Genomic DNA, 19,993 nt, shown 5'->3' with positions numbered 1-19,993 from the left:
CCCGCGTGGGAGTGCACAGGCTGCAAAGGCTCAGCGCGTTCCCAGCGCTTTCACGCCGGCGACGGCGGTCCGGACGGCCGCGGCAGCCGCCTCCAGGTCGTCCCGGGTCACCGAGGCGTCAAAGCTGAAGCGTACTGCCGTTTGGGCGACCACGGCGGGGATCCCCAAGGCGGTGAGCACGGGCGAGGGCGCATCCGAGCCTGCTGCGCACGCCGAGCCGCTGGAGCACACGATGCCCTGCCGCTCCAGTTCCAGGAGGACCGCTTCGCCGCTGGTTCCCGGGAAGCAGAACGAGGCGATGGACGGCAGCCGTTCCGTGGGGTGCCCGGTAAGGACTGCGTCGGGGACTTCGGAGAGCACGGCGTCGATGAACCCGTCCCGCAGGGCGGCCACCCTCCCCTGCTGCTCCGCCTGGCGGCCCTGCGCCAGCGTCAGTGCGGTGGCCATGCCCACTGCTCCGGCCACGTTTTCGGTGCCCGACCGGCGGCCGCGCTCCTGCCCGCCGCCATGGACCAGCGGTTCCAGCCGCGTGCGGCTGCGGACGAACAGCAGTCCGCAGCCCTTGGGAGCACCGAGCTTGTGGCCCGAAATGCTCATGGCGTCCACCCCCAGCGCCCGCACATCCAGTGGCAGCCAGCCGGCCGCCTGCACGGCATCGGTGTGGAACGGGATACCGTGCGCGTGTGCGAGTTCCGCCAGTGCGGCGATGGGCTGCACGGTGCCCACCTCATTGTTGGCGTACATCACGCTCACCAGTGCCGTTTCCGGCCGCAGCACCGCGGCCAGCGCCTGCGGCGTGACCCGCCCGGTGCTGTCCACCGGCACCACGTCCACCGCGAACCCGTGGAAGCGTTCGAGGTAGCGTGCGGATTCCTCCACCGCGGGGTGTTCGACGGCGCTGATCACCACCCGGTCCAGCTCCGGCCTGGCTGCCTGCCGCGCCAGGGCGATGCCCTTGACGGCGAGGTTGTCCGCTTCCGTCCCGCCGGAGGTGAACACCACTTCCCCCGGCCGGCAGCCGAGGACTGCGGCCACCGATGCGCGGGCGCCTGCGAGCGCGGCTGCCGCCGACCCGCCCAGCGCGTGGTGGCTGGACGGGTTTCCGAATTCGCCCGTGAGGTAGGGCCACATGGCGTCCAGGACCTCGCGGCGGACGGGGGTGGTGGCGGAGGCATCCAGGAAGATCACGGGTCAGCCGGCCGTCAGCTCGACGTCCAGGCCGAGATCCAGGGCGGCCACCGTGTGCGTGAGGGCGCCGACGGAGATCACGTCCACGCCGGTGGCCGCTATGGCCCGGACGGTGCCCAGGTTCACATTCCCGCTGGCTTCCACCCGTGCGCATCCTGCCACGAGGGCGACGCCGGCCTGCAGTTCCTCCAGCGTGAAGTTGTCCAGCATGATGGTGTCCACGCCGGCGGCGAGGACGGGTTCGATCTGGTCCATGCTGTCCACTTCCACTTCGAAGTGCGTGGTGTGGCCCAGCTGCGCCTTGGCGGCCCGCAGGAGTTCCGTCAGCCTGGCGGGGTCGCCGCCGGTCATCACGGCGAGGTGGTTGTCCTTGGCCAGTACGGCGTCGGAGAGGCTGTACCGGTGGTTCATGCCCCCGCCGCAGCGGACGGCGAAGCGTTCAAGGACCCGCAGGCCGGGGGTGGTCTTGCGGGTGTCGGTAATGCGGGCGGCGGTGCCTTCGGTGAGCCGGACGAACTCGGCGGTTTTCGTGGCAATGGCGGACATCCGCTGGACCAGGTTGAGCGCCACCCGTTCTGCCAGGAGCACCGAGCGCGCGGTCCCGCTGACCCGTGCAAGGTGGGTGCCGGCGTCGAACGTTTCTCCATCCGCCACCAGCAGCTCGACCTTCGTGGCGGGGTCCACCAGCTGCATGGCATCACGGAACACGGTGGCCCCGCTGAGGACGCCCGGCACCCGGGCGTTCAGGACTGCGGTGGCCCGCGCCGCGGCCGGGATCAGCAGCTGGGAGGTGATGTCGCCGGAGGGCGCGTCCTCGGCGAAGGCGCGTTCCAGGATCTCCCGTACGGGAGCCACCGGCAGGGTGAGGTCCAGTGCCGGCCGGACGGGCGCAGCCTGGTCGAGTACGGCGGGTTCAGTCATGGAGGAGGCTCGCTTTCGGGCGCAGGGAGTACGTGTTGTCGGGTTCGGCAGCGGCAGGTTCGTCGTTCCGGTAGTGGGCGCCAAGGGATTCGGTCCTGCCCAGGGCTGCCTGGACGAGCAGCTGCGCAGCCAGCAGCAGATTCCGGTCCTCGTGCACCAAGGGGTCGCCGGAGTCCGCAACAGCCAGAGGATGCACGACGCCGGCCCACCGCTCAAGCGTCCGGCCAGCCTCGCGCAACAACTCCCCGGAGCGAAGCACCCCGGCATGCGACGTCATGAGGCGACGAAGGGCATCCCGCGAAAAGGGCTCCCCGGCCCCCTCACCCGCACCGAAGCTGGCCGGCCCACCCTCGCGCTTCGCTTCCAGTCCGCCCGCGGCCGAGACAGCGAGCGGAGGAGCGCCGTCAGGCGCCACCCAAGTACCGCCGTCGAGGTCACCGGAGAGGCAGGATGCAACAGCGCGGCGGCCGAAGACGAGCCCCTCGAGGAGGGAGTTGCTGGCCAGCCGGTTAGCCCCTTGGACCCCTGTGCACGCAGCCTCGCCGGCAGCGTAGAGGCCGGGGACGCTGGTGCGGCCGGAGTGGTCGGTGGCGATCCCGCCCATCCAGTAGTGGGCGGCGGGTGCGACCGGGACCAGTTCGCGGGTCCAGTCGATGCCGGCGTCGAGGGTCTTGCCTGTGAGCGTGGGGAACCGCTGGCGGAGGAAGCCGCTGCCCTTGGCCTGTTCGAGGGCGCGGGCGTCCAGGTAGACATGGCCGGTGGGGTCGCCGAGCTTGGCCAGGTGCAGGGCGATGCTTCGCGAGACGACGTCGCGGGGCGCGAGTTCGGCGTCGGGGTGGTAGGCCTTCATGAAGCGGCGTCCGCCGGCATCCACCAGGACGGCTCCTTCGCCGCGGACGGCTTCGGAGATGAGCAGCGGTCCGCCCGTGCGGGCCTGCCCGGCGGTGTCAACCAGGCAGGTGGGGTGGAACTGGAAGAACTCCAGGTCTGCCACGGCGGCTCCCGCACGGACGGCGAGCGCCAGGCCGTCGGCAGTGGCCACCGCAGGGTTGGTGGTCTGGGCGAACAGTTGGCCGGCTCCCCCTGTGGCCAGCAGGACGGCGTCCGCGTCGAGGCCGGCGGCAGGCCGGCGTGGAGATAGTCCACCCCGGTGACGGTTCCCGCGCTGGTGCGCAGGGCGGTGGCGTGCGCCTCGGAGATGATCGTGAGTTCCCCGGCATCCCGGCGGGCCAGTACCGCCTGGATCAGGGCGGCGGCGACCCGGGCGCCGGTGGCGTCCCCTCCCGCGTGCAGGATCCTTGGGGCACTGTGTGCCGCTTCGAGGCCCAGGGCCGGGCCGCCGTCGTACTTCGTGCCTCCCTGCACGGCGGCACCATGCCCGGCGTCAAAGCTGACCCCGTAATGCTGCAGCCCCGCGATGTCGCCGGCGGCGTCGGTGCACATGAGCTGGACGGCAGCTGCGTCGCAGTGCCCGGCCCCTGCCCGGAGGGTGTCGGCGATGTGCGCGGCAACGGTATCGCCGGGCGCGGGCGCGCCAAGCACTGCGGAGATGCCGCCCTGGGCGTACCAGGTGTTGCTCTGCTCCAGCGCACCTTTGGTCAGCAGCACTACCTCGGCGCCTGCGTCCGCTGCCTGCAGTGCCGCGTACAGGCCCGCGATACCGCTTCCGACGACGGCAAGCCGGCGCGGCGGCAAGGCGGCACGGGGCTGCGGGGTCACTATGGCCTCGCTGCCAGCATGCGCTCGAGCGCAGTCCTGGCGTTCGCCTGCACGTCGTCCTCGACGGTGATGCGGTTGACCACGCGGCCCGCCACCAGTTCCTCGAGCACCCAGGCCAGGTAGCCGGGGTGGATGCGGTACATCGTGGAGCAGGGGCAGATCACCGGGTCCAGGCAGAAGATGGTGTGCTGCGGGTACTCGGCGGCGAGCCGGTTCACCATGTTGATTTCGGTGCCGATGGCGAACGTGGTGGGCTCGGTGGCCGCCGCGATGGCCTTCTTGATGAAGTCCGTGGAGCCTGCGGAATCGGCGGCGTCCACCACCTCCATGGGGCATTCCGGGTGCACGATCACCTGCACGCCCGGGAAGTCGGCGCGGGCCTTCTCGATCTGCGCCACGCTGAAGCGCTTATGCACGGAGCAGAAGCCGTGCCAGAGGATCACGCGGGAGTCCAGCAGGGCCTGTTCCCCATTGCCGCCGAGGTCCTTGCGCGGGTTCCACATGGGCATCTGCTCCAGCGGCACCCCCAGTGCTTTCGCGGTGTTCCGGCCCAGGTGCTGGTCGGGGAAGAACAGGACGCGCTGTGCCCGCTGGAAGGCCCACTCCAGGACAGTCCTGGCATTCGAGGACGTGCAGACGATGCCGCCGTGTTCACCGCAGAACGCCTTCAGCGCGGCGGAGGAGTTCATGTAGGTAACGGGGATCACCGGGACGCGGCCCCCGGCGTCCGGTTCCGTTCCGAAGATCTCCTCCAGCTGTTCCCAGCACTCCGCCACGGAGTCGGCATCAGCCATGTCAGCCATGGAGCAGCCGGCGGCGAGGTTGGGCAGGATGACGGCCTGCTCCGGAGTGGAGAGGATATCGGCCGTTTCCGCCATGAAATGGACGCCGCAGAACACAATGGCTTCCGCATCCGGCCTGGTGAGCGCCGCGTTGGCCAGCTGGAAGGAGTCGCCCACGAAGTCGGCGTGCTGGATCACTTCGTCCCGCTGGTAGAAGTGGCCCAGGATCACTGCGCGGTCGCCCAGCGTGGCCTTGGCCGCGCGGATCCGCTCCGCGAGTTCGGCGTCGCCGGCAAGCTTGTACTCCTCCGGCAGCTGCCCCTGGCGGGGGGTGGCCGCGGGTGCGACGTCGGAGCTGGACGCTCCCGGGCCGTAGGCCGGGATGCCGGCGAGCGCTTCGGCCAGGTCGTAGTCCCACGGCCCCTTGGCGAGGGCAGGGCTGCAGGTGCTGCGGGTGGCGGCAGCGCCCTGTTCGGCCTGTTCGCGCGTGATCAGCTGGATCGCTGTGTTGACGCTGCTCATGGTGTGCTCCTGTTGTCGGGGTCGAGGCCGGGGCGGCCGGTGTAGCGGTAGAGGCGTGGCGGGCGGTGTTTGCCGCCCTGGAGGAATTCGCCGGTTTCTTCGATTTCGGGCGTCGCTTTGAGTTGCCGGCGGAAGTTGGCAGGGTCCAGTTCGCGGTCCAGGACGGCTTCGTAGACTTCCCGGACCTGGGCCAGGGTGAAGTACTCCCCCAGCAGGTGGTAGGCCACCGAACCGTAGGCCAGCTTGTTGCGCAGCCGCCACAGCGCGTAGTCGACGATGGCGTTGTGGTCGAAGGCCAGGCCCCCCAGGCGGTCGGCGCGGAACCAGCGGACATTTTCCGATTCGTCGGCCAGGGCGGCCTCCGTGGGCTGGACCAGTGCCCAGTACACGATCGACACCACCCGCTGGGTCGGGGACCTGTGCAGGCCGCCGAACGCGTACAACTGCTCGAGGTAGCTGGGGGCGAGGCCAGTGGTCTCCCGCAGGTTGCGGGCGGCGGCGTCCTGCAGGGACTCGCTATGGCTCAGCGGGCCGCCCGGCAGTGCCCAGAGGCCTTTGAAGGGTTCCCGGATCCGCCGCACCAAGGGAAGCCAGAGGGTGGGCCGGCCTGAGCTTTCACTGGGCCGGAGGGCAAAGATCACCGTGGAAATCGCGAGCGACGGCGGCGCAGCCTGCCGCTCGGAGACATTCGCCGAGCTGGAGTACACCCCTTCACCGCCCTCCATCGTCCTTGACCGCCGGTCCGGCCGGATCCTTACTTATAGTCACTTTGACCAAAACTAATAATACGTCCGGTAAGGCAGGAAGAGGAAATATTTCCCGCGCTTTAAGCTGCGCGCCTGCCGCAGTCGCGGACCAACGGTCAGCGGGGCGCCACCCGAGGCGGTAAATTCAAGAGGTCCCACAAGGAACGCCCCGCCGAACCACGCCCCAAGAAGGTTTACCGCCCATGACGATGAAGTCCGCCACCGCCACCGCTCCAGGACCGCACCACAGCGGCCCCGCCGCCCACAGCATGAAGCCGCGCCAGCTCACGATGATGGGGCTCGGCAGCGCCATCGGAGCCGGCTTGTTCCTGGGATCCGGCGCCGGCGTGCAGGCGGCGGGACCGGCAGTCCTGGTCTCCTACCTGGTGGCCGGGACGCTGATCATCCTGGTGATGTGGGCGCTGGGCGAGATGGCGGCCGCGAACCCGAACAGCGGTGCTTTTTCGGTCTACGCCGGTCGCGCGCTGGGCCGTACGGCCGGCGCCACCATCGGCTGGCTCTGGTGGCTGCAGCTGGTGGTGGTGATCGCTGCCGAGGCGCTGGGCGCCGCGGGCCTGCTGTCCTCCGTCTGGCCGGTGGTTCCGGTCTGGGCGCTGGCGCTGCTGTTCATGGTGGTGTTCACGGCCATCAACCTCACCGGCGTCCGCAACTTCGGCGAGTTCGAATTCTGGTTCGCCATCCTCAAGGTCGCTGTCATCGTCCTGTTCCTTGCCATAGGTGCCGCCCTGCTCCTCGGCCTGCTGCCCGCCGTCGCGTCGCCCGGCCTGGCAAACCTCAGCGCCGACTTCGCGCCCCAGGGCCTCGGCGGGGTTGCCGCGGCCCTGTTCGTGGTGATCTTCGCGTTCGGGGGGACGGAGATCGTCTCGGTTGCGGCCGCCGAAACCGAGGATCCCGAACGCAGCGTGGGCAAAGCTATCCGGACCGTCGTGTGGCGCATCCTGGTGTTCTACATCGGCTCCGTCTTCGTCATCGCCGCCGTCCTTCCTGCAACGTCCAAGAGCCTTGCCTCGCCCTTCGCGGGGGTCCTCGACGCCGCCCGGATCCCCGGCGCCTCCGCTGCCATCACCCTGGTGGCCGTCGTCGCCCTCCTCTCGGCACTGAACGCCAACCTCTACGGGGCCTCCCGCATGGCGTACTCCCTGGCGCGGCGGGATGAGGCGCCGCGCGCCCTGACCCGGCTCAACGGTGCGGGCGTCCCCCTCCTTGCGGTGGGCGTATCGGTGGCCTTCGGCTTTATCGCCACCGTGCTGGAGCTGTTGTTCCCCGAGCGCATCCTTCCCGCACTGTTCCAGCTGGTGGGCTCGACGTGCCTGGTGGTTTGGGGCAGCGCGCTGGTGTCGCAGGTGATCCTGCGGCGGCGCGCCGACCGGGACGGCATACAGCTTCCCCTGCGGATGAAGGGCTTTCCCGGGCTGACGTACCTGGGCCTTGCACTGCTGGGCCTGATCTTCGCCGTTGGCTTCAGTGCCGAGGGCAGCCGCGTGCAGCTCGTGAGCACCTTTGGACTGGTGGCCGGGATCGGACTGGCCTGCGCTGCCGGTGCCCGGGTGGCCGCCGGACGCCGCGCCTCCGGCGGGTAGAGTGGTGCCCACCTGCGGGGCAGCTGTTGGCGGGCCCCGGCATGAGAGACGCACCGAAGCGCCGGGTCAGCCCAGGCGCAGAACCTGATGAGGACTGAGAGCATGAGCGGCAGGCACACCGGACAGCAGCACCCGCACACCGTGGAAGGCACGGACCCGCAAATGTATGTCGCGGTCCACGAGCCCGCCAACGACGCCGGGCTGCGGCCCGTACTGTTGCTGCACGGGTTCTCCTCATCGTCCAAGCTCAACTGGGAGGACACCGGCTGGGTAACGGCGCTGCTCGACGCCGGCCGGCGTGTCGTCACCGTGGACCTTCCGGGCCACGGCCGCAGCGGCGCACCCGAGGACATGGACTCGTACTCCCCCAGCAGGATCCGGGCGGACCTGCTCCAGGTTGCGTTCGACGCCGGCGCGCGCCCCCTGCACGAGGGCGATCCTTCCAGCGGACTGGACATGGTGGGCTATTCCCTGGGTTCCAGGCTCGCATGGGAGTTCGCCGCAACCCAGCCCGAGCTGGTCCACCGGCTGGTGCTGGGCGGGCCCAACACCTCGGATCCGCTGGCCGAGTTCGACCTCATCGCCGCACAGGACTACCTTGCGGACGGCACGCCCATCAAGGACGAATCCACGGCCCAGCTGCTCAAGATGGCCCTGCTGCTGCCGAGCAACAACATCTTTGCGCTGCTCTCCCTGGTGGAGGCCATCAAGGCCGAACCCTACGACCCCGCCGAAGCAATCCCGCACGTTCCGGTGCTCCTCGTGGCCGGGGACAAGGACGAACGGCTGGCCAGCCTGCCCAAGCTTGCGGAACTGGCCCGGAGCGCCGGCTCCATGGCCGAACAGCTCGTCTTGCCGGGCCGCAACCACACCAATGCCATCACCAGCCGGGCATTCAAACAGGCCGCCATCTCCTTCCTGGCCGTTTGACTGGCACCGGGTGTTTGACCGGCACAGGGTGTTCGACCGGCACCGGGTCCGCCACGCTCCGGCGCGAACATGAAGGGGGGCGGGGAACACATGGGCACGCGTTTTGAAGACCGGACGGAGGCCGGGGAGCGCCTGGCAACGGTCCTGGCGCAGTTCCGGGAGCAGCCCGACGCCCTGGTCCTTGGCCTGGCGCGGGGCGGGATCCCCGTTGCCGCTGCTGTCGCCAAGGCACTTAGGCTGCCCCTTGGCGCCATGCTGGTCCGGAAACTGGGCATCCCCGGCCACGAAGAAACCGCCTACGGCGCCCTTGCCTGGATGCAGGGCCGCACGGTCGAGGTGGTGAACAAACCCCTCCTGGACCGCGTCCTCAAGCACGGCGTGCGGCAGGAGTGGCTTGATGAGGTGGAAAGCCGCGAGCGCGCCGAATTGCTGCGGAGGGCAGGACTCTACCCGGAGGCCGGTGATGATGTTGCTGGCAGGACCGTCCTGTTGGTGGATGACGGTCTTGCCACGGGCGCCACGATGCGGGCCGCCGTCGAAGCCGCCCGGGCGGGAGGCGCTGCCGCCGTCGTCGCCGCCGCTCCCGTGGCGTCCGTTGACGCCGAAGCCTCGCTTGAGCGCGTGTGTGATGCCGTGTTCTGCCTTTACCTTCCGGGCAAGTTCCGTGCGGTGGGCAGCTCCTACCGGCACTTTGGGCAGCTGACGGACGACGACGCCGTCGCCTTCCTCACCCGGTGACGCCGTCCGCACCCGACCGCCGCTGAAAACGCTGCAGGCCCGGACATCGGTCCGGGCCTGCAGTGGTTGGGCAGTCGTTAGTGATGGGCGCTGACCCCGAGCGGGCGGCCCTTGGTTTCCTTGGCGAGCACCACTCCGACGGCGGAAATGACGCACAGCACCATGATGTAGATACCGATCGAACCGGTCCACTTGGTGGACTGCAGCAGCGACTCCGCAATGGTTGCGGCAAAGGCGCCGCCCAGGATGGCACCGAACGCGTAGCCAATGGAGATGCCGGAGTACCTGACGTTGGCCGGGAACATCTCGGCGTACATGGCGGACATGGGGCCGTAGGACAGGCCCAGGCCGATGGTCAGGACGAACAAGGCGACGCCGTACAGCATGATGTCCTTCGTGTCGATCAGGGCGAACATCGGGATCATCCAGGCGAAAACGATGGCGTAGCCCAGGAGGAAGGTCTTGACCCGGCCAATGCGGTCGGACAGCCAGCCGCCCACCAGGGTGAAGATCAGCCAGCCGAAGGACGCCAGCGTGGTGGCCAGCAGGACCTGGGGCGTGGGCATCTTCAGGGTCTTCGTAGCGTACGAGATGAAGAACGCGATCAGCAGGTAGCCTGCTGCGTTGTTGCCGATGAAGATCAGGGTGGAGTAGAGGACCGGCAGTTTGTGGTTCCGGATCAGCTCGCCCAAGGGCGCCTTGCTCTCCTTTTTCCGCAGGGCCATCTCCTGGAAGACCGGGCTCTCGGCCACGGCACGGCGGATCAGGTACCCGACCACGATCAGGACGATGGAGAGCAGGAACGGCACGCGCCAGCCCCAGGCCGCAAAGTCTTCCTTGGACATGCTGGTGTTGAGGAAGAACAACAGGCCGGTGGCCAGGATCATACCCACGGGCACGCCGATCTGCGGATAGGCGCCAAACAGGCCACGGCGGTTCATCGGCGCGTGCTCTACGGCCATGAGGGCAGCACCGCCCCATTCACCGCCGGCCGAGAAGCCCTGGATGACGCGCAGCAGGATCAGCAGCACCGGAGCCCAGGCCCCGATCTGCGCATAGGTGGGGAGCATGCCGATCAGGGCCGTGGCGGCCCCCATCATCACGAGGGTGAAGACCAGCATCGCCTTGCGCCCCAGGCGGTCCCCCAGGTGTCCGGCAATCACGGCTCCGAGGGGGCGGAACAGGAAGCTGATGCCGATAAGGGCGAAGGACAGGATCTGCGCCAGCCCCGGGTTGGACTCGTTCAGCGGTGCCAGGAACAGCGGTGACAGCAGCGTTGCGGTCAGCTGGGCAAAGATGAAGAAGTCGTACCACTCGATCGTGGTGCCGACCAGGGTACCGGCGAGGACCTTGCGCTCCTCGCGCCGGCTGCTGGGGCCGGCGAGCGTATCCACCTTGGAGGGTGTGGTCATTGAAACTCCATTGTTTATTGGGCGGCAGTGCGCCCGGTCGCCTTCAGGATTACCGACAGAACGGTCAGTTAGTTAGTAGGGTACTACGAAAATGTGATGCTGAACACGCGGGCGGCAAATTCAGTTGCTGATGGACGGGAGAGGAGTCGAGTTCTATATTTGAATAGCCAGTTCGCAATGAGGACACTACCGCTATGCGTTTGCCAAAACAAGAGTCGCAGGGCCCCGGCTCCAGCCACCTAGGATGGAGTCCATGACCCCTCCAGCCGCAGCCCGGGCGGGAGCCGCGCCGCAGCAGGCTTCTGCGCCGCCATCCCAGACGCTCTCGCGCGGTATCCGTGCCCTCGAAATCCTTGCAGCGGCCCCGGGGCCGCTCACCATCGCCGAACTCGCCGACGCCATGGGCGTCCACCGCTCCGTGGCCTACCGGATCCTGCGCACCCTGGAGGACCATTCGCTCCTGGTGCGCGACGATGCAGGCAAGGTCCAGCCCGGACCCGGGCTGGCGGTCCTGGCCCGGGGCGTATCCCGGAACCTGCAAAGTGCCGCGCTGCCCGAGCTCACCCACCTCGCCAACCTGCTGGACATGACCGCGTTCGTAGCCGTTTGGGACCATCACGACTGCATCACGCTGGTCACCGTCGAGCCCCGGCACTCCGGGGCGACCGTGGCCCAGCACCCCGGAACGAGGCATCCGATCAACGCCGGCGCTCCCGGGATCGCCATCCAGTCCGCCATGTCCGAGGCCGAGTGGGACCGGCTGGACACGGGCATCGCCTACCGCCCGGAGGCAGCCGAGGCGCGCAGGAAGGGATATTCCGCCAGCCACGACGAAGTCATTGCCGGTGTTTCCTCCCTTGCGGCGCCGGTCCGTGTACCGGGCGGCCGGCCGGCGGCCCTTGCCGTCGTCTACATCCGTTCCGCCCACGACCCCGCGGCCGTGGGCACCGCCCTGGCCGAAAGTGCGGCGCGGATCGAAGGCCAACTGGCCTAGCGCCTGCCCCCCCTGCGCCGGGCTGTCCGGAACGTGGGGGTGCAGCCGTCAGTGACGCCGGCGAAGGACGACGGCGGTTCCCGCACCCAGCAGCGCCAGCGCCCCCGCGGCGCAGACCGGAACAAGGAGCGCGGTGCCGTGGCCGTGGAACTGCGCCAACTGGCCGCCGATGGAGGACCCGAGCGCCGTCCCGGCGACAATGCCGCTGGCCAGTCCGGTCATGACCGTGCCGAGCCGCCGGGCAGGGGCGAGCGCACCGCCCACGGCGAACACGGTGACCATGACCGGCCCCACCGGCAGGCCCAGGACCAGCAGGACCACAGCCATCCCGGCGAGGGAAGCGGGCAGCAGCAACAGGACAGCCAGCGCCGCCATCAGCCCTGCGCACAGCATCCACCGCAGGGCCAGGCCGGCGCGCCGGGGCCAGTAGGCCACCGACAGCGCTGCCACCGCCGAACTCAGGCCCATCACCGCGTACAGCAGCCCTGCGATCTCCGCGCCGGCAAGGCCGGCCGAGAATGCGCTCAGGGCAGCCTGGGTGGAGCCAAAGAACGTTCCCATGCAAACCATCGCGGCAATGGGCAGTGCAACGGCCCAGGGCATCCTTCCGCCGGTTGCCGGGCCGCGGTCCCGCCCGGCCGCGGGCCGCCGTGCCACGGGCACTGCCAGGTGTGTGGGATGCGCGGCAAACGCGGGAACCAGCGTGATGGTCATTGCTGCCGCCAGTGCCAGGGGCAGCCACGGAACGACGGCGCTGGCGAGGACGCCCACCAGCGCCGGGCCCAGGACGAAGGTCACCTCGTCGGCGGTGCTTTCGTAGGACAGTGCGGTGTCCAGGTCGCGGTCCGGGCTCTCAGGCCGGTCCGGGGCAGTGGCCGTCAGGGCCATCCAGCGGACCCGGGCCAGGGGACCCACCTGGGGGCTGCTGGCACCGGCGGCGAAAGCTGCGGCCAGCAGGGCCAGCGGGAAGTCTTCGTCCCGTTCCAGGGCGCAGGCAGCGAGGATCAGGAGCACCACCGCCGCCGCGTTCAGGAGCGCGGACAGCAGCAGCACCGGGCGCTGGCCCCGCCGGTCTGCCAGGGATCCCAGGACGGGGGCACCCAGGGCCGATCCGATGCCTACGGCCCCTGCCGCAGCACCGCCGGTGGCAAAGGAGCTGCTGGTGGAAGTGACCAGCGTCAGTGTTCCCATGGTCAGCATGGCCAGGGGCAGCCGGGCGAAGAGTCCCAATGGCAGGAAGCTCTTCCCGGCCAGCAGGGGAAGCCGGGCGAAGCGTCCTTCGCGTGCAGCTCCCGCCAGGCTCCTGGTGGCAGCTTCCTGCGTGGCTGAAGGTGATGTTTGAGAAGTCAATTCCGGGCTCGTTCAGTCAGCGCGCATCGTCCCTCCTCCCGATGCGCCCAACCCGGTAACGGGTCCAAGTATATCGGCCGCCGGGGCGGACAGCCGGTACTGCCGCCGGCCGGCGCCACGTTCGGCACCATCCCTGCGCCGTCAGACGACGGCGTCCAGGCTTTCCGAGATCCGGAGCGTGGAGCCGTTGCGGCCCTTGAGCACCTGGAGCTGGGTGCCGATCCGCTGCTTCATCTCGGCGACGTGGCTGACAAGTCCCACCACCCTGCCGCCGTCGCGGAGCCCTTCAAGGGCGTCCATGACCTGCTCGAGGGATTGCTCGTCCAGGCTGCCGAACCCTTCGTCCACGAACAGCGTCTCGATCTCTACGCCCCCGGACTCCTGCTGCACCACGTCCGCGAGGCCCAGCGCCAGCGACAGCGATGCCATGAAGGATTCCCCGCCGGAGAGGGTGGAGGTATCCCTCCGGTAACCCGTCCACTGGTCCACCACTTCCAGGCCGAGTCCCGATTTGGCTCCCCGGGCGGCCTTGGCGTCGGTGTGCTGCAGGAGGTACCGGCCGTCGCTCATGGCCACGAGGCGCTCGGATGCCGCGAGGGCCACCTGCTCCAGCCGGGCCGCCAGGACATAGCTGTTGAGGCTCATCCGGTAGGTGTTGTCGCCCCTGCCGGCCGCGGCGTCGGCCAGGGACGCCAGCATGTGTGCCCGCTCTGCCGGTTTCCGGGCTGAACCGGCAAGAACCTCGTACTCTGCGGCGATGGAAGCCAGGGAGGCCAGGCAGCGGCGGGCAAGGCCGGCGGCCAGGTCGGCGGCACGGGCATCCTGCTGAGCGGCGTCCGCTTCCCGGCGCAGTGCCGTCAACCGTTCCCCGTCCACCTCGAAGCCGCCCGCTGCTTCCTCCCGGGCCAGCAGGATGTCCTCGGACGCGAACAGCTCGGCGACCCGGGCGGCCTCATCCTGCGCCGCCCGTATTCCGGCCTCCAGCGAAGCCACCTCGGGTGCGGCAACGAGCTGGCTGCGGACTTCCCCGGCCGTGGCGAAGCCTGCTCCCGGGAGTGCCAGCTCAAGCTGTTCCTGCGCGTCCGCCGCCTGGCTCCGGGCTGCTGCGAGTCGCGCCTGGGCTTCAACGGCCTGGTTCAGTGCTGCGACGGCGCCTTCAAGGGCCCGCAGCCGCCGGGACAGGTTGGGGTGTTCCCCCCGCAGCGCCGCCAGCGCCTGGTCCAGCGATTCCTCCTGTTCCGCCAGGTCGGCGAGGGTCGCAGACGCCTGGGAAAGCCCTGCCTCTGCGTCGGCCACCTTTCCCCGGTTTCCGGCGATGTCGGCGTCGAGGGCTTCCAGCCGCCGGTGGGTCCCAAGGAGTTCCTCGGCGGCTTCCTCGGCATCGGCCGCTGCCGCGAGCGCGCGCTCGGCGCCGGCACGCGCCTCCTCCGCCGAGGTGTTCCCGCCTTGTCCGGCGAGGACGGCAACCAGTTGCCCGGCTTCGGCCAGCTCTGCGGCCACGGCAGCATGGGCCGCCTCTGCGTGCTCATACGCGACGTGGGCGGCTTCCTCGTCCTGGGCCAGGCCGGGCCCTTCACCGCCGGCAGCCGCAGGATGGGGGTGCTCTTTGCTGCCACACACGGGGCACAGGCCGCCGGGGGTCAGTTGCGCGGCCAGCTCGGATGCCGCGTTGGCGAGCCGCTCTTCCCGGAGGTCCAGCCAGCGGCGCTTGGCCTCCAGCAGGTTTTCCCGGGAATCGTCATGGCGCAGCTTGATCCGGTCCCTGGCCTGGCACGCTGTGCCGTACCGGCGGACCACGTCCAGCAGCTCCTCCGCGGCCGCTGCCTCCTTGCGGCGCAACGCGGCGTCGCCGGCACGCAGTTCCAGGTGCTGCATCCCCGCGGCAAGGCGTTCCCGTTCCGCCAGGAGCTGCCCCGCGCGGGCCTCCAGCATCCCGGCGGCGGCATGGAGTTCCGCCTGCCGGTCAAGCAGGCTGCGGCGCCGTTCGCGCAGGGACTGAAGCCTTTCCTCGTCCGGCAGCCGGGCCTCGACAACTGCCAGCAGTGAACGGAGGCGGCCCAGTTCTTCCGCGGCATTCGTCACGGCCGGCCGGGCGCGGGCGGAACCACCGCCGGCAGCACCGGCACCGTGAAGACCCCTTGCAGGATCATCCACGGCCCCGTCATCCGCGGGCGACAGGTCCAACTGGGCCAGCTCACCGTCCTCGGCGGCGGCGAGCCGGAGCAGGGTCATGGCGGACTCGGCTGCGCGCTCGGAACTGCGCACTTTGGCCGCTGCGGCGTCCACGGCCTGCAACTGGCCCGCTAGGACCTCGGCCTGCCGGTGCCGGGCCAGCCGGGCGGAGAGGCCCTCCAGGCGCGGCGCGGCTTCGGCCACCGCAGCTTGCCGCGCCACCGCTGCTTCGAGCTTGCCGTGGCGCTCATGCCGTGCAGCCTCGGCGTCGGCGGCGTCCCGGCGCTCCCGGCTCACGGTTTCCGCGGCCTCCGCCAACCTGCTGAGTTCCTGAAGGCGCAGGTCAACGGCGCCCTGCAGCCACGCGAGCCTGCCCGGAATGTCCTCCACGGGGGGCGCAGCGGCGTCATCGAGCTGCAGCTGGACGGCTTCTGCCTCGGCGCGCGAGGCAAGAAGTCCGAGTTGCGCGGTGAGGGCGGCGACGTCCTCCCGTGCGGCGGCTGCCTGCCGGGACAGCTCCTGCTCCAGGGCTTCAAAGCGCTGGGTGCCGAAAAGCTTCTGCAGCAGGTCCAGCCGGTCAGTGGCCTTGGAACGCAGGAAAGCTGCGAAGTCACCCTGCGGCAGCATCACAACCCGGGTGAACTGGTCGCGGTCCATGCCCAGCAGGGCCATGATCTCAGCACCCGCCTCGTCATTGCGGGCGGACTTCTCCACCCAGGCCCCGCCCACCCGCTCGCGCAGGAGCGTCTTGGCCTGCTGCAGGGTGAAGCCGTTCCTGCCCCTGGCGCTTGGCTTTTCCCATGCCGGTGAGCGCGTCACTTCGAAGCGGCGGCCCTGGGCGGAAAACTCGCAGGTCACCGCGGGTTCCTGCGAAGGCTCGGCGTGGTCGCTGCGCAGCCGCTTGCCGTCCTGCCGCGCTCCGGGCACAGATCCGTACAAGGCAAAGCAGATGGCATCCAGCACGCTTGTCTTGCCGGCACCGGTTGGACCGTTCAGGAGGAACAGGCCGTGGGCGCTGAGCCGGTCGAAGTCGATGTCCTCCGTTCCCGCGAAGGGGCCGAACCCGGATATTTTCAGGTGGTGGATCCTCACCGGGAGACCTCCAGGAGCCGGACGTTTTCCAGCGCCGCGGCGAGCGCAGCCTTTTCGGCGTCATCGGGAACCCGTCCGCGCACGTGCTCCAGGAACCCGCAGCAAACGGAGAGGTCGTCCGGCGCCTCAGCGAGCCTGCTGCTGTAGGACGCCTGGCTGGTGGCCTCGGCCCCCTGGGGGTCAAAGGAAAGGACGAGGGTGTCCGGGAACCGGGAGCGCAACCGCTCCATGGCCCGCGCAGGCCTCTGCGCATCGGTCAGGGTGACCTGGCAGTAGGCGGTCTCCGCCCAGGCGTGGTCCGGCGATTCCAGGAGCGCGGACAGTTGTCCGCGCAGCACGGCCAGGGCGCGCGGCGCTTCCCAGCAGACCTCCTCCACGGCGGTCACTCCGTCGGCGCCAATCTCCACGAGCCAGGCGCCTTTCCGGTGTCCTGCTTCGGAGAAGGAGTAGGCCAGGGGCGATCCGGAATACCTGACCCGGCCCGATAAGGTCTGCCGGCCGTGCAGGTGGCCCAGCGCGGTGTAGCTGAACCCCTCGAAGAGATCCAGCGGCACGGCGCCCACGCCGCCGATGCTGAGGTCCCGTTCGCTGTCCGAGCTGATTCCCCCGCTGGCGAAGGTGTGGGCCAGGACCACCGGATGGACGGCAGCGGCATCCGAGCGTCGCCCGACGTCCTCCCGGATCCGTGCTGTTGCCGCCCGCGTGACTTCGAAGTGGCTTGCCGCCTCCACGCCCAGCTGCTCGGCAGTGAGCCGGGGCTCAAGCCAGGGGATGCCATAGACGGCCACGACGGCTTCCCGTCCCGCGGCGTCCGTCCCCAGGGGCAGCAGCAGCGGTTTGTCGAGGTCCTCCACCCGGGTGCGCAGGTGCACTCCCCCGCGTTCGAGCAGCCGCGAGGCGAAACCCAGGCGGATGGCGGAGTCATGGTTGCCGCTGGTGAGGACCACCTGTGCGCCGGCGGACGTCAGGCGGACCAGGGCGTCGTCGAGCAGGTGGACTACGTCCACCCCCGGCAGCGCGCGGTCGTAGACGTCTCCTGCGATGAGGACCACATCCACGTTGTGCCGGGCAACGGCCGCAACCAGCTGGTCAACGAAGCCGCGTTGGGCTTGCAGCATGCCCACGCCGTGGAAGGAACGGCCCAGGTGCCAGTCCGAAGTATGAAGTAACCGCATATTCCTAAGCTATCGGCAGCCACTGACAGTATTGACACCGGCTCACCGGCCTCATGCCGGCGCCGCAGCCGTCATCGCCGCTTGCCCTCGAAAAACTCCTGCGCCTCACTCACGCCCGCCGCCTTGTCCCGGTCGGTGCGCGCGTCCTGGGCCAGCTCTTCCACGTCCGCATCCAGGCCGTCGTCGTCAATGCTGCCCGCGTGGCCATCCCCGGTGCCGTTCCCGGCGGTTTCCACCCGAACGGCCTGCCCGGAACCTGCCTCCGCGGCCGTTGCGGCACCGCGGAATACCAGCCCTGCCAGCGCTGCCCCCAGCAGGGGCGCCGCAAGGAATACCCACAGCTGCTCCAGGGCCCAGCCGGAGCTGAACACTGCCGACGCCAGGGCGCGCGCGGGGTTGAACGGCAGGTTGCCCACCGACTGGCCCAGCTGCAGGAGCGCCGCAAAGGAGAGTCCGACGGCGACCGGTGCCACGGTGCGCAGGCCGCCGTCCCGTCCGGCCGCGCCAAGGAAGACGGCCACGATGATGGCCGCCCCCAGCACCTCCAGGAGCAGCACTGCGGCCATCGGCGCCTGGATGATGGAGTGTTCGCCAAAACCCGCGGCGACGGTGTCGAAGGCTGTCCTGCTGTCCTGGATGCCGGGAAGCGTGCTGAGGATCCCGAGCAGGGCCAGGGCGCCGAGCAGCGCACCCACGGCCTGGGCAAGGACGTAGGCTGCTGCCGCGCCGGCGCGGATCCTGCCGGCCAGGAGGTGTCCGAGGGTGATGGCCGGGTTGAAGTGGCCGCCCGAGAGATGGCCGAACGCCAGCATCGCGGCGGTCACTGCAAGGCCGGCGGCCAGGGCGGCCGGGACGGGACTGGACTGCGGAATGCTGAACAGCGGCACGCCCAGTCCGGCCACTGCTAGGAAGAGGCTGCCGAACGCCTCGGCCGACAGCCGGGGCAGCAGCGCGGGCCGCGCGGCAGCCGGGGCGCCTGGCTGCTGTGTGTCACGGCCGGGAACAAGGGTGCTCATGGTGGAACCTTCAGTCGGGGGTGGTTTCAGGGCTGCGCCGGGCAGCCCCAGCAGTATTCCATCCCAGGCTGTGCGTTTGCTGGACACCTGCTGGAAAGGGCGGCAAGCCCGGTGCCGCGAAGGGCGGGTGCCGCCGCCACGGTAAATTTACTGCATGAGTACTGATCACCCCGTCCCCGCGCCAACCCTGAAGTCCCGCATCCACGGCTGCCTTCTGGGCGGAGCGCTCGGGGATGCGGCGGGCTACGCGGTGGACGTTCCGGGCGGCCTGTTCTCCGACGACACCCAGCTGACCCTCTACACCGTGGACGGGCTCGTGGAAGCCTTGGAATGGGCCAATGCGGGAGTGGGCGCCGACGTCAACGCGTGCCTGTGGCTGGCGTACCTGCGCTGGCTTGCCACGCAGGGCGAGGATGCGGGGCCTTCCGCGCCGGTCCCCCAGCCCCGTTGGATCGATGGTAACGAGGTCCTGCGCCGGCGCCGGGATCCCGAGCAGGACTGCATCTCCGGCCTCGCCACCGGCGAAATGGGCACTGCAGCCAGGCCCGTCAATCCTTCGTCGAAGGGCCGCGGAACGGTGATGCGTTCGGCGCCGTTCGGCCTGGTGCCGCACATTGCGCCCGACGCCGTCTACAAGTTGAGCGTGGACGCCGCCGCGCTGACGCACGGGCATCCCGCCGCCCGCCAGAGTGCCGGAATCTTCAGCCTCCTGATCCACCGCCTGGTGTCCGGCGAAGAGTTGCGGGCCGCCGCCGAGGCCGTCACGGCGCACGCGGCCGGCCTCCCTGATGTGGCACCGGAACTGCCGGAACGGCTGGAGGCGGCCCTCCGCCTCGCAGGCTCAGCCCCTGCGCCCGGGGAACTGGCTGAGGCGCTGGGCGGGGGTGAGGCAGCCGAAGAAGCCCTCGCCGTCGCGCTTTACTCGGCACTGGCAACCATCCCGCGGGGTGACGGCACCCTGCCGTCACAGCACTTCAGCGAGGCTGTGGCGCTGGCGGTGAGCCACGGCAGCGCACGGGATACGGCCGGCGCCCTGACTGGCGGCATCCTGGGGGCCAGCTACGGGGAGGACTGCCTGCCGGTCCAATGGCTGGAGGTGCTGGAGGCCGCCGACGTGGTCCGGGGCATGGCGGACCAGCTGGTGGGGGTTACGACCGGCGAAGGCTGATGTTGTTGCACGCCTCGCAGACATCCTCCGGGATGACGCCCCGGCGCTGCAGGAATCCGAAGATGGTGCACCCGAGGCAGAAGCCGGCAAACGCTTCCAGGGAGGCCGCAACCACCAGGATCCCCAGCAGGGTCCAGGCTGCCGGGGCCGCACCTGAGGAAAGCAGGAGCAGGGCGGCGGTGGACACCGCGGCGCCGATCCCCTGGGCGAAGCGCTTTGGCGGCCCGGGCACCAGCTTCACCTTTCCCAGGCGCGGTGTGATGACTTTCACCGACAGCAGGGCCAGGGGCGAGATCCGCGGGCCGAAAAGCACGCGCAGCCAGAATCCGGCGGCGATGGCGAGCAGACCCCAAAGGGAGCCGGTGGCGGCGGTAACGACGGCCAGCAGCACGACAAGCCCGGCCGTCACGCGGGCTGCGTACTCGTTGACGGGATTGGGAAAAGCGAACAGGGTGCCCATGAGGCAA

General features: G+C 69.8%; 15 protein-coding genes and 1 pseudogene. 5 read left to right on the top strand and 11 right to left on the bottom strand.

Going from position 1 to position 19,993, the window contains the following annotated elements; genetic code table 11:
* Window positions 1-30: 30 nt before the first annotated feature.
* From AC2JAJ_RS15840 to AC2JAJ_RS15820, 5 genes and pseudogenes are all read right to left on the bottom strand, one after another.
* Window positions 31-1,188, bottom strand: coding sequence for a cysteine desulfurase family protein (locus AC2JAJ_RS15840; RefSeq protein ID WP_486415212.1), 1,158 nt, complete (start codon window positions 1,186-1,188; stop codon window positions 31-33).
* 3 nt (window positions 1,189-1,191) lie between these two features.
* The gene (gene nadC, locus AC2JAJ_RS15835) at window positions 1,192-2,109 is read right to left on the bottom strand and encodes a carboxylating nicotinate-nucleotide diphosphorylase (RefSeq protein WP_501053187.1); all 918 of its coding nucleotides are present in this window, start codon (window positions 2,107-2,109) and stop codon (window positions 1,192-1,194) included.
* Window positions 2,102-3,831: pseudogene (locus AC2JAJ_RS15830) on the bottom strand (L-aspartate oxidase). Before AC2JAJ_RS15830 ends, nadC begins: the two are co-directional and overlap by 8 nt.
* The gene (nadA, locus tag AC2JAJ_RS15825; RefSeq protein ID WP_486415214.1) at window positions 3,828-5,132 is read right to left on the bottom strand and encodes a quinolinate synthase NadA; all 1,305 of its coding nucleotides are present in this window, start codon (window positions 5,130-5,132) and stop codon (window positions 3,828-3,830) included. The pseudogene AC2JAJ_RS15830 and the gene nadA overlap by 4 nt, the downstream one beginning before the upstream one ends.
* Window positions 5,129-5,857: an NUDIX hydrolase gene (locus AC2JAJ_RS15820; protein WP_486415215.1), complete on the bottom strand. Its 729-nt coding sequence runs from the start codon at window positions 5,855-5,857 to the stop codon at window positions 5,129-5,131. Before AC2JAJ_RS15820 ends, nadA begins: the two co-directional genes overlap by 4 nt.
* A 224-nt stretch (window positions 5,858-6,081) precedes the next feature.
* On the opposite strand from AC2JAJ_RS15820, the gene AC2JAJ_RS15815 reads away from it, so the two are divergent.
* From AC2JAJ_RS15815 to AC2JAJ_RS15805, 3 genes are all read left to right on the top strand, one after another.
* Window positions 6,082-7,479 (top strand): amino acid permease, encoded by a 1,398-nt coding sequence (locus tag AC2JAJ_RS15815; protein ID WP_486415216.1) that lies wholly within the window; start codon window positions 6,082-6,084, stop codon window positions 7,477-7,479.
* Between the two features lie 102 nt (window positions 7,480-7,581).
* Entirely contained in the window at window positions 7,582-8,409 is an 828-nt protein-coding gene (locus AC2JAJ_RS15810; RefSeq protein WP_486415217.1) for an alpha/beta fold hydrolase, read from the top strand.
* Window positions 8,410-8,499: 90 nt separating this feature from the next.
* Window positions 8,500-9,147 (top strand): phosphoribosyltransferase, encoded by a 648-nt coding sequence (locus AC2JAJ_RS15805; protein ID WP_486415218.1) that lies wholly within the window; start codon window positions 8,500-8,502, stop codon window positions 9,145-9,147.
* 77 nt (window positions 9,148-9,224) lie between these two features.
* Here AC2JAJ_RS15805 and AC2JAJ_RS15800 read toward each other — a convergent pair whose 3' ends face one another.
* The gene (locus AC2JAJ_RS15800; protein ID WP_486415219.1) at window positions 9,225-10,559 is read right to left on the bottom strand and encodes an MFS transporter; all 1,335 of its coding nucleotides are present in this window, start codon (window positions 10,557-10,559) and stop codon (window positions 9,225-9,227) included.
* A gap of 253 nt (window positions 10,560-10,812) precedes the next feature.
* On the opposite strand from AC2JAJ_RS15800, the gene AC2JAJ_RS15795 reads away from it, so the two are divergent.
* Window positions 10,813-11,553 (top strand): IclR family transcriptional regulator, encoded by a 741-nt coding sequence (locus tag AC2JAJ_RS15795; protein WP_486415220.1) that lies wholly within the window; start codon window positions 10,813-10,815, stop codon window positions 11,551-11,553.
* A gap of 48 nt (window positions 11,554-11,601) precedes the next feature.
* On the opposite strand, the gene AC2JAJ_RS15790 is transcribed toward AC2JAJ_RS15795, so the two are convergent.
* The 4 genes from AC2JAJ_RS15790 to AC2JAJ_RS15775 form a co-directional block, all read right to left on the bottom strand.
* Entirely contained in the window at window positions 11,602-12,903 is a 1,302-nt protein-coding gene (locus tag AC2JAJ_RS15790; RefSeq protein WP_486415221.1) for an MFS transporter, read from the bottom strand.
* A gap of 141 nt (window positions 12,904-13,044) precedes the next feature.
* Window positions 13,045-16,167, bottom strand: coding sequence for an AAA family ATPase (locus AC2JAJ_RS15785; protein ID WP_486415222.1), 3,123 nt, complete (start codon window positions 16,165-16,167; stop codon window positions 13,045-13,047).
* A complete protein-coding gene (locus AC2JAJ_RS15780) occupies window positions 16,164-17,342 on the bottom strand; it encodes an exonuclease SbcCD subunit D (RefSeq protein WP_486415223.1) in 1,179 nt (392 codons plus the stop codon). Before AC2JAJ_RS15780 ends, AC2JAJ_RS15785 begins: the two co-directional genes overlap by 4 nt.
* Window positions 17,343-17,413: 71 nt before the next feature.
* Entirely contained in the window at window positions 17,414-18,358 is a 945-nt protein-coding gene (locus tag AC2JAJ_RS15775; protein ID WP_501053186.1) for an aquaporin, read from the bottom strand.
* A gap of 154 nt (window positions 18,359-18,512) precedes the next feature.
* On the opposite strand from AC2JAJ_RS15775, the gene AC2JAJ_RS15770 reads away from it, so the two are divergent.
* Window positions 18,513-19,526 carry an ADP-ribosylglycohydrolase family protein gene (locus AC2JAJ_RS15770; protein ID WP_486415225.1) on the top strand — a complete coding sequence of 338 codons (1,014 nt, stop codon included), beginning with the start codon at window positions 18,513-18,515 and terminating at the stop codon, window positions 19,524-19,526.
* Here the strand turns inward: AC2JAJ_RS15770 and AC2JAJ_RS15765 are convergent.
* Window positions 19,507-19,986, bottom strand: coding sequence for a DUF4395 domain-containing protein (locus AC2JAJ_RS15765; RefSeq protein WP_486415226.1), 480 nt, complete (start codon window positions 19,984-19,986; stop codon window positions 19,507-19,509). The genes AC2JAJ_RS15770 and AC2JAJ_RS15765 overlap by 20 nt on opposite strands.
* Window positions 19,987-19,993 lie beyond the last annotated feature (7 nt).

It is taken from the genome of Arthrobacter sp. MOO21, from assembly GCF_057369995.2.
This window is presented reverse-complemented; position numbering and strand designations above follow the sequence as displayed.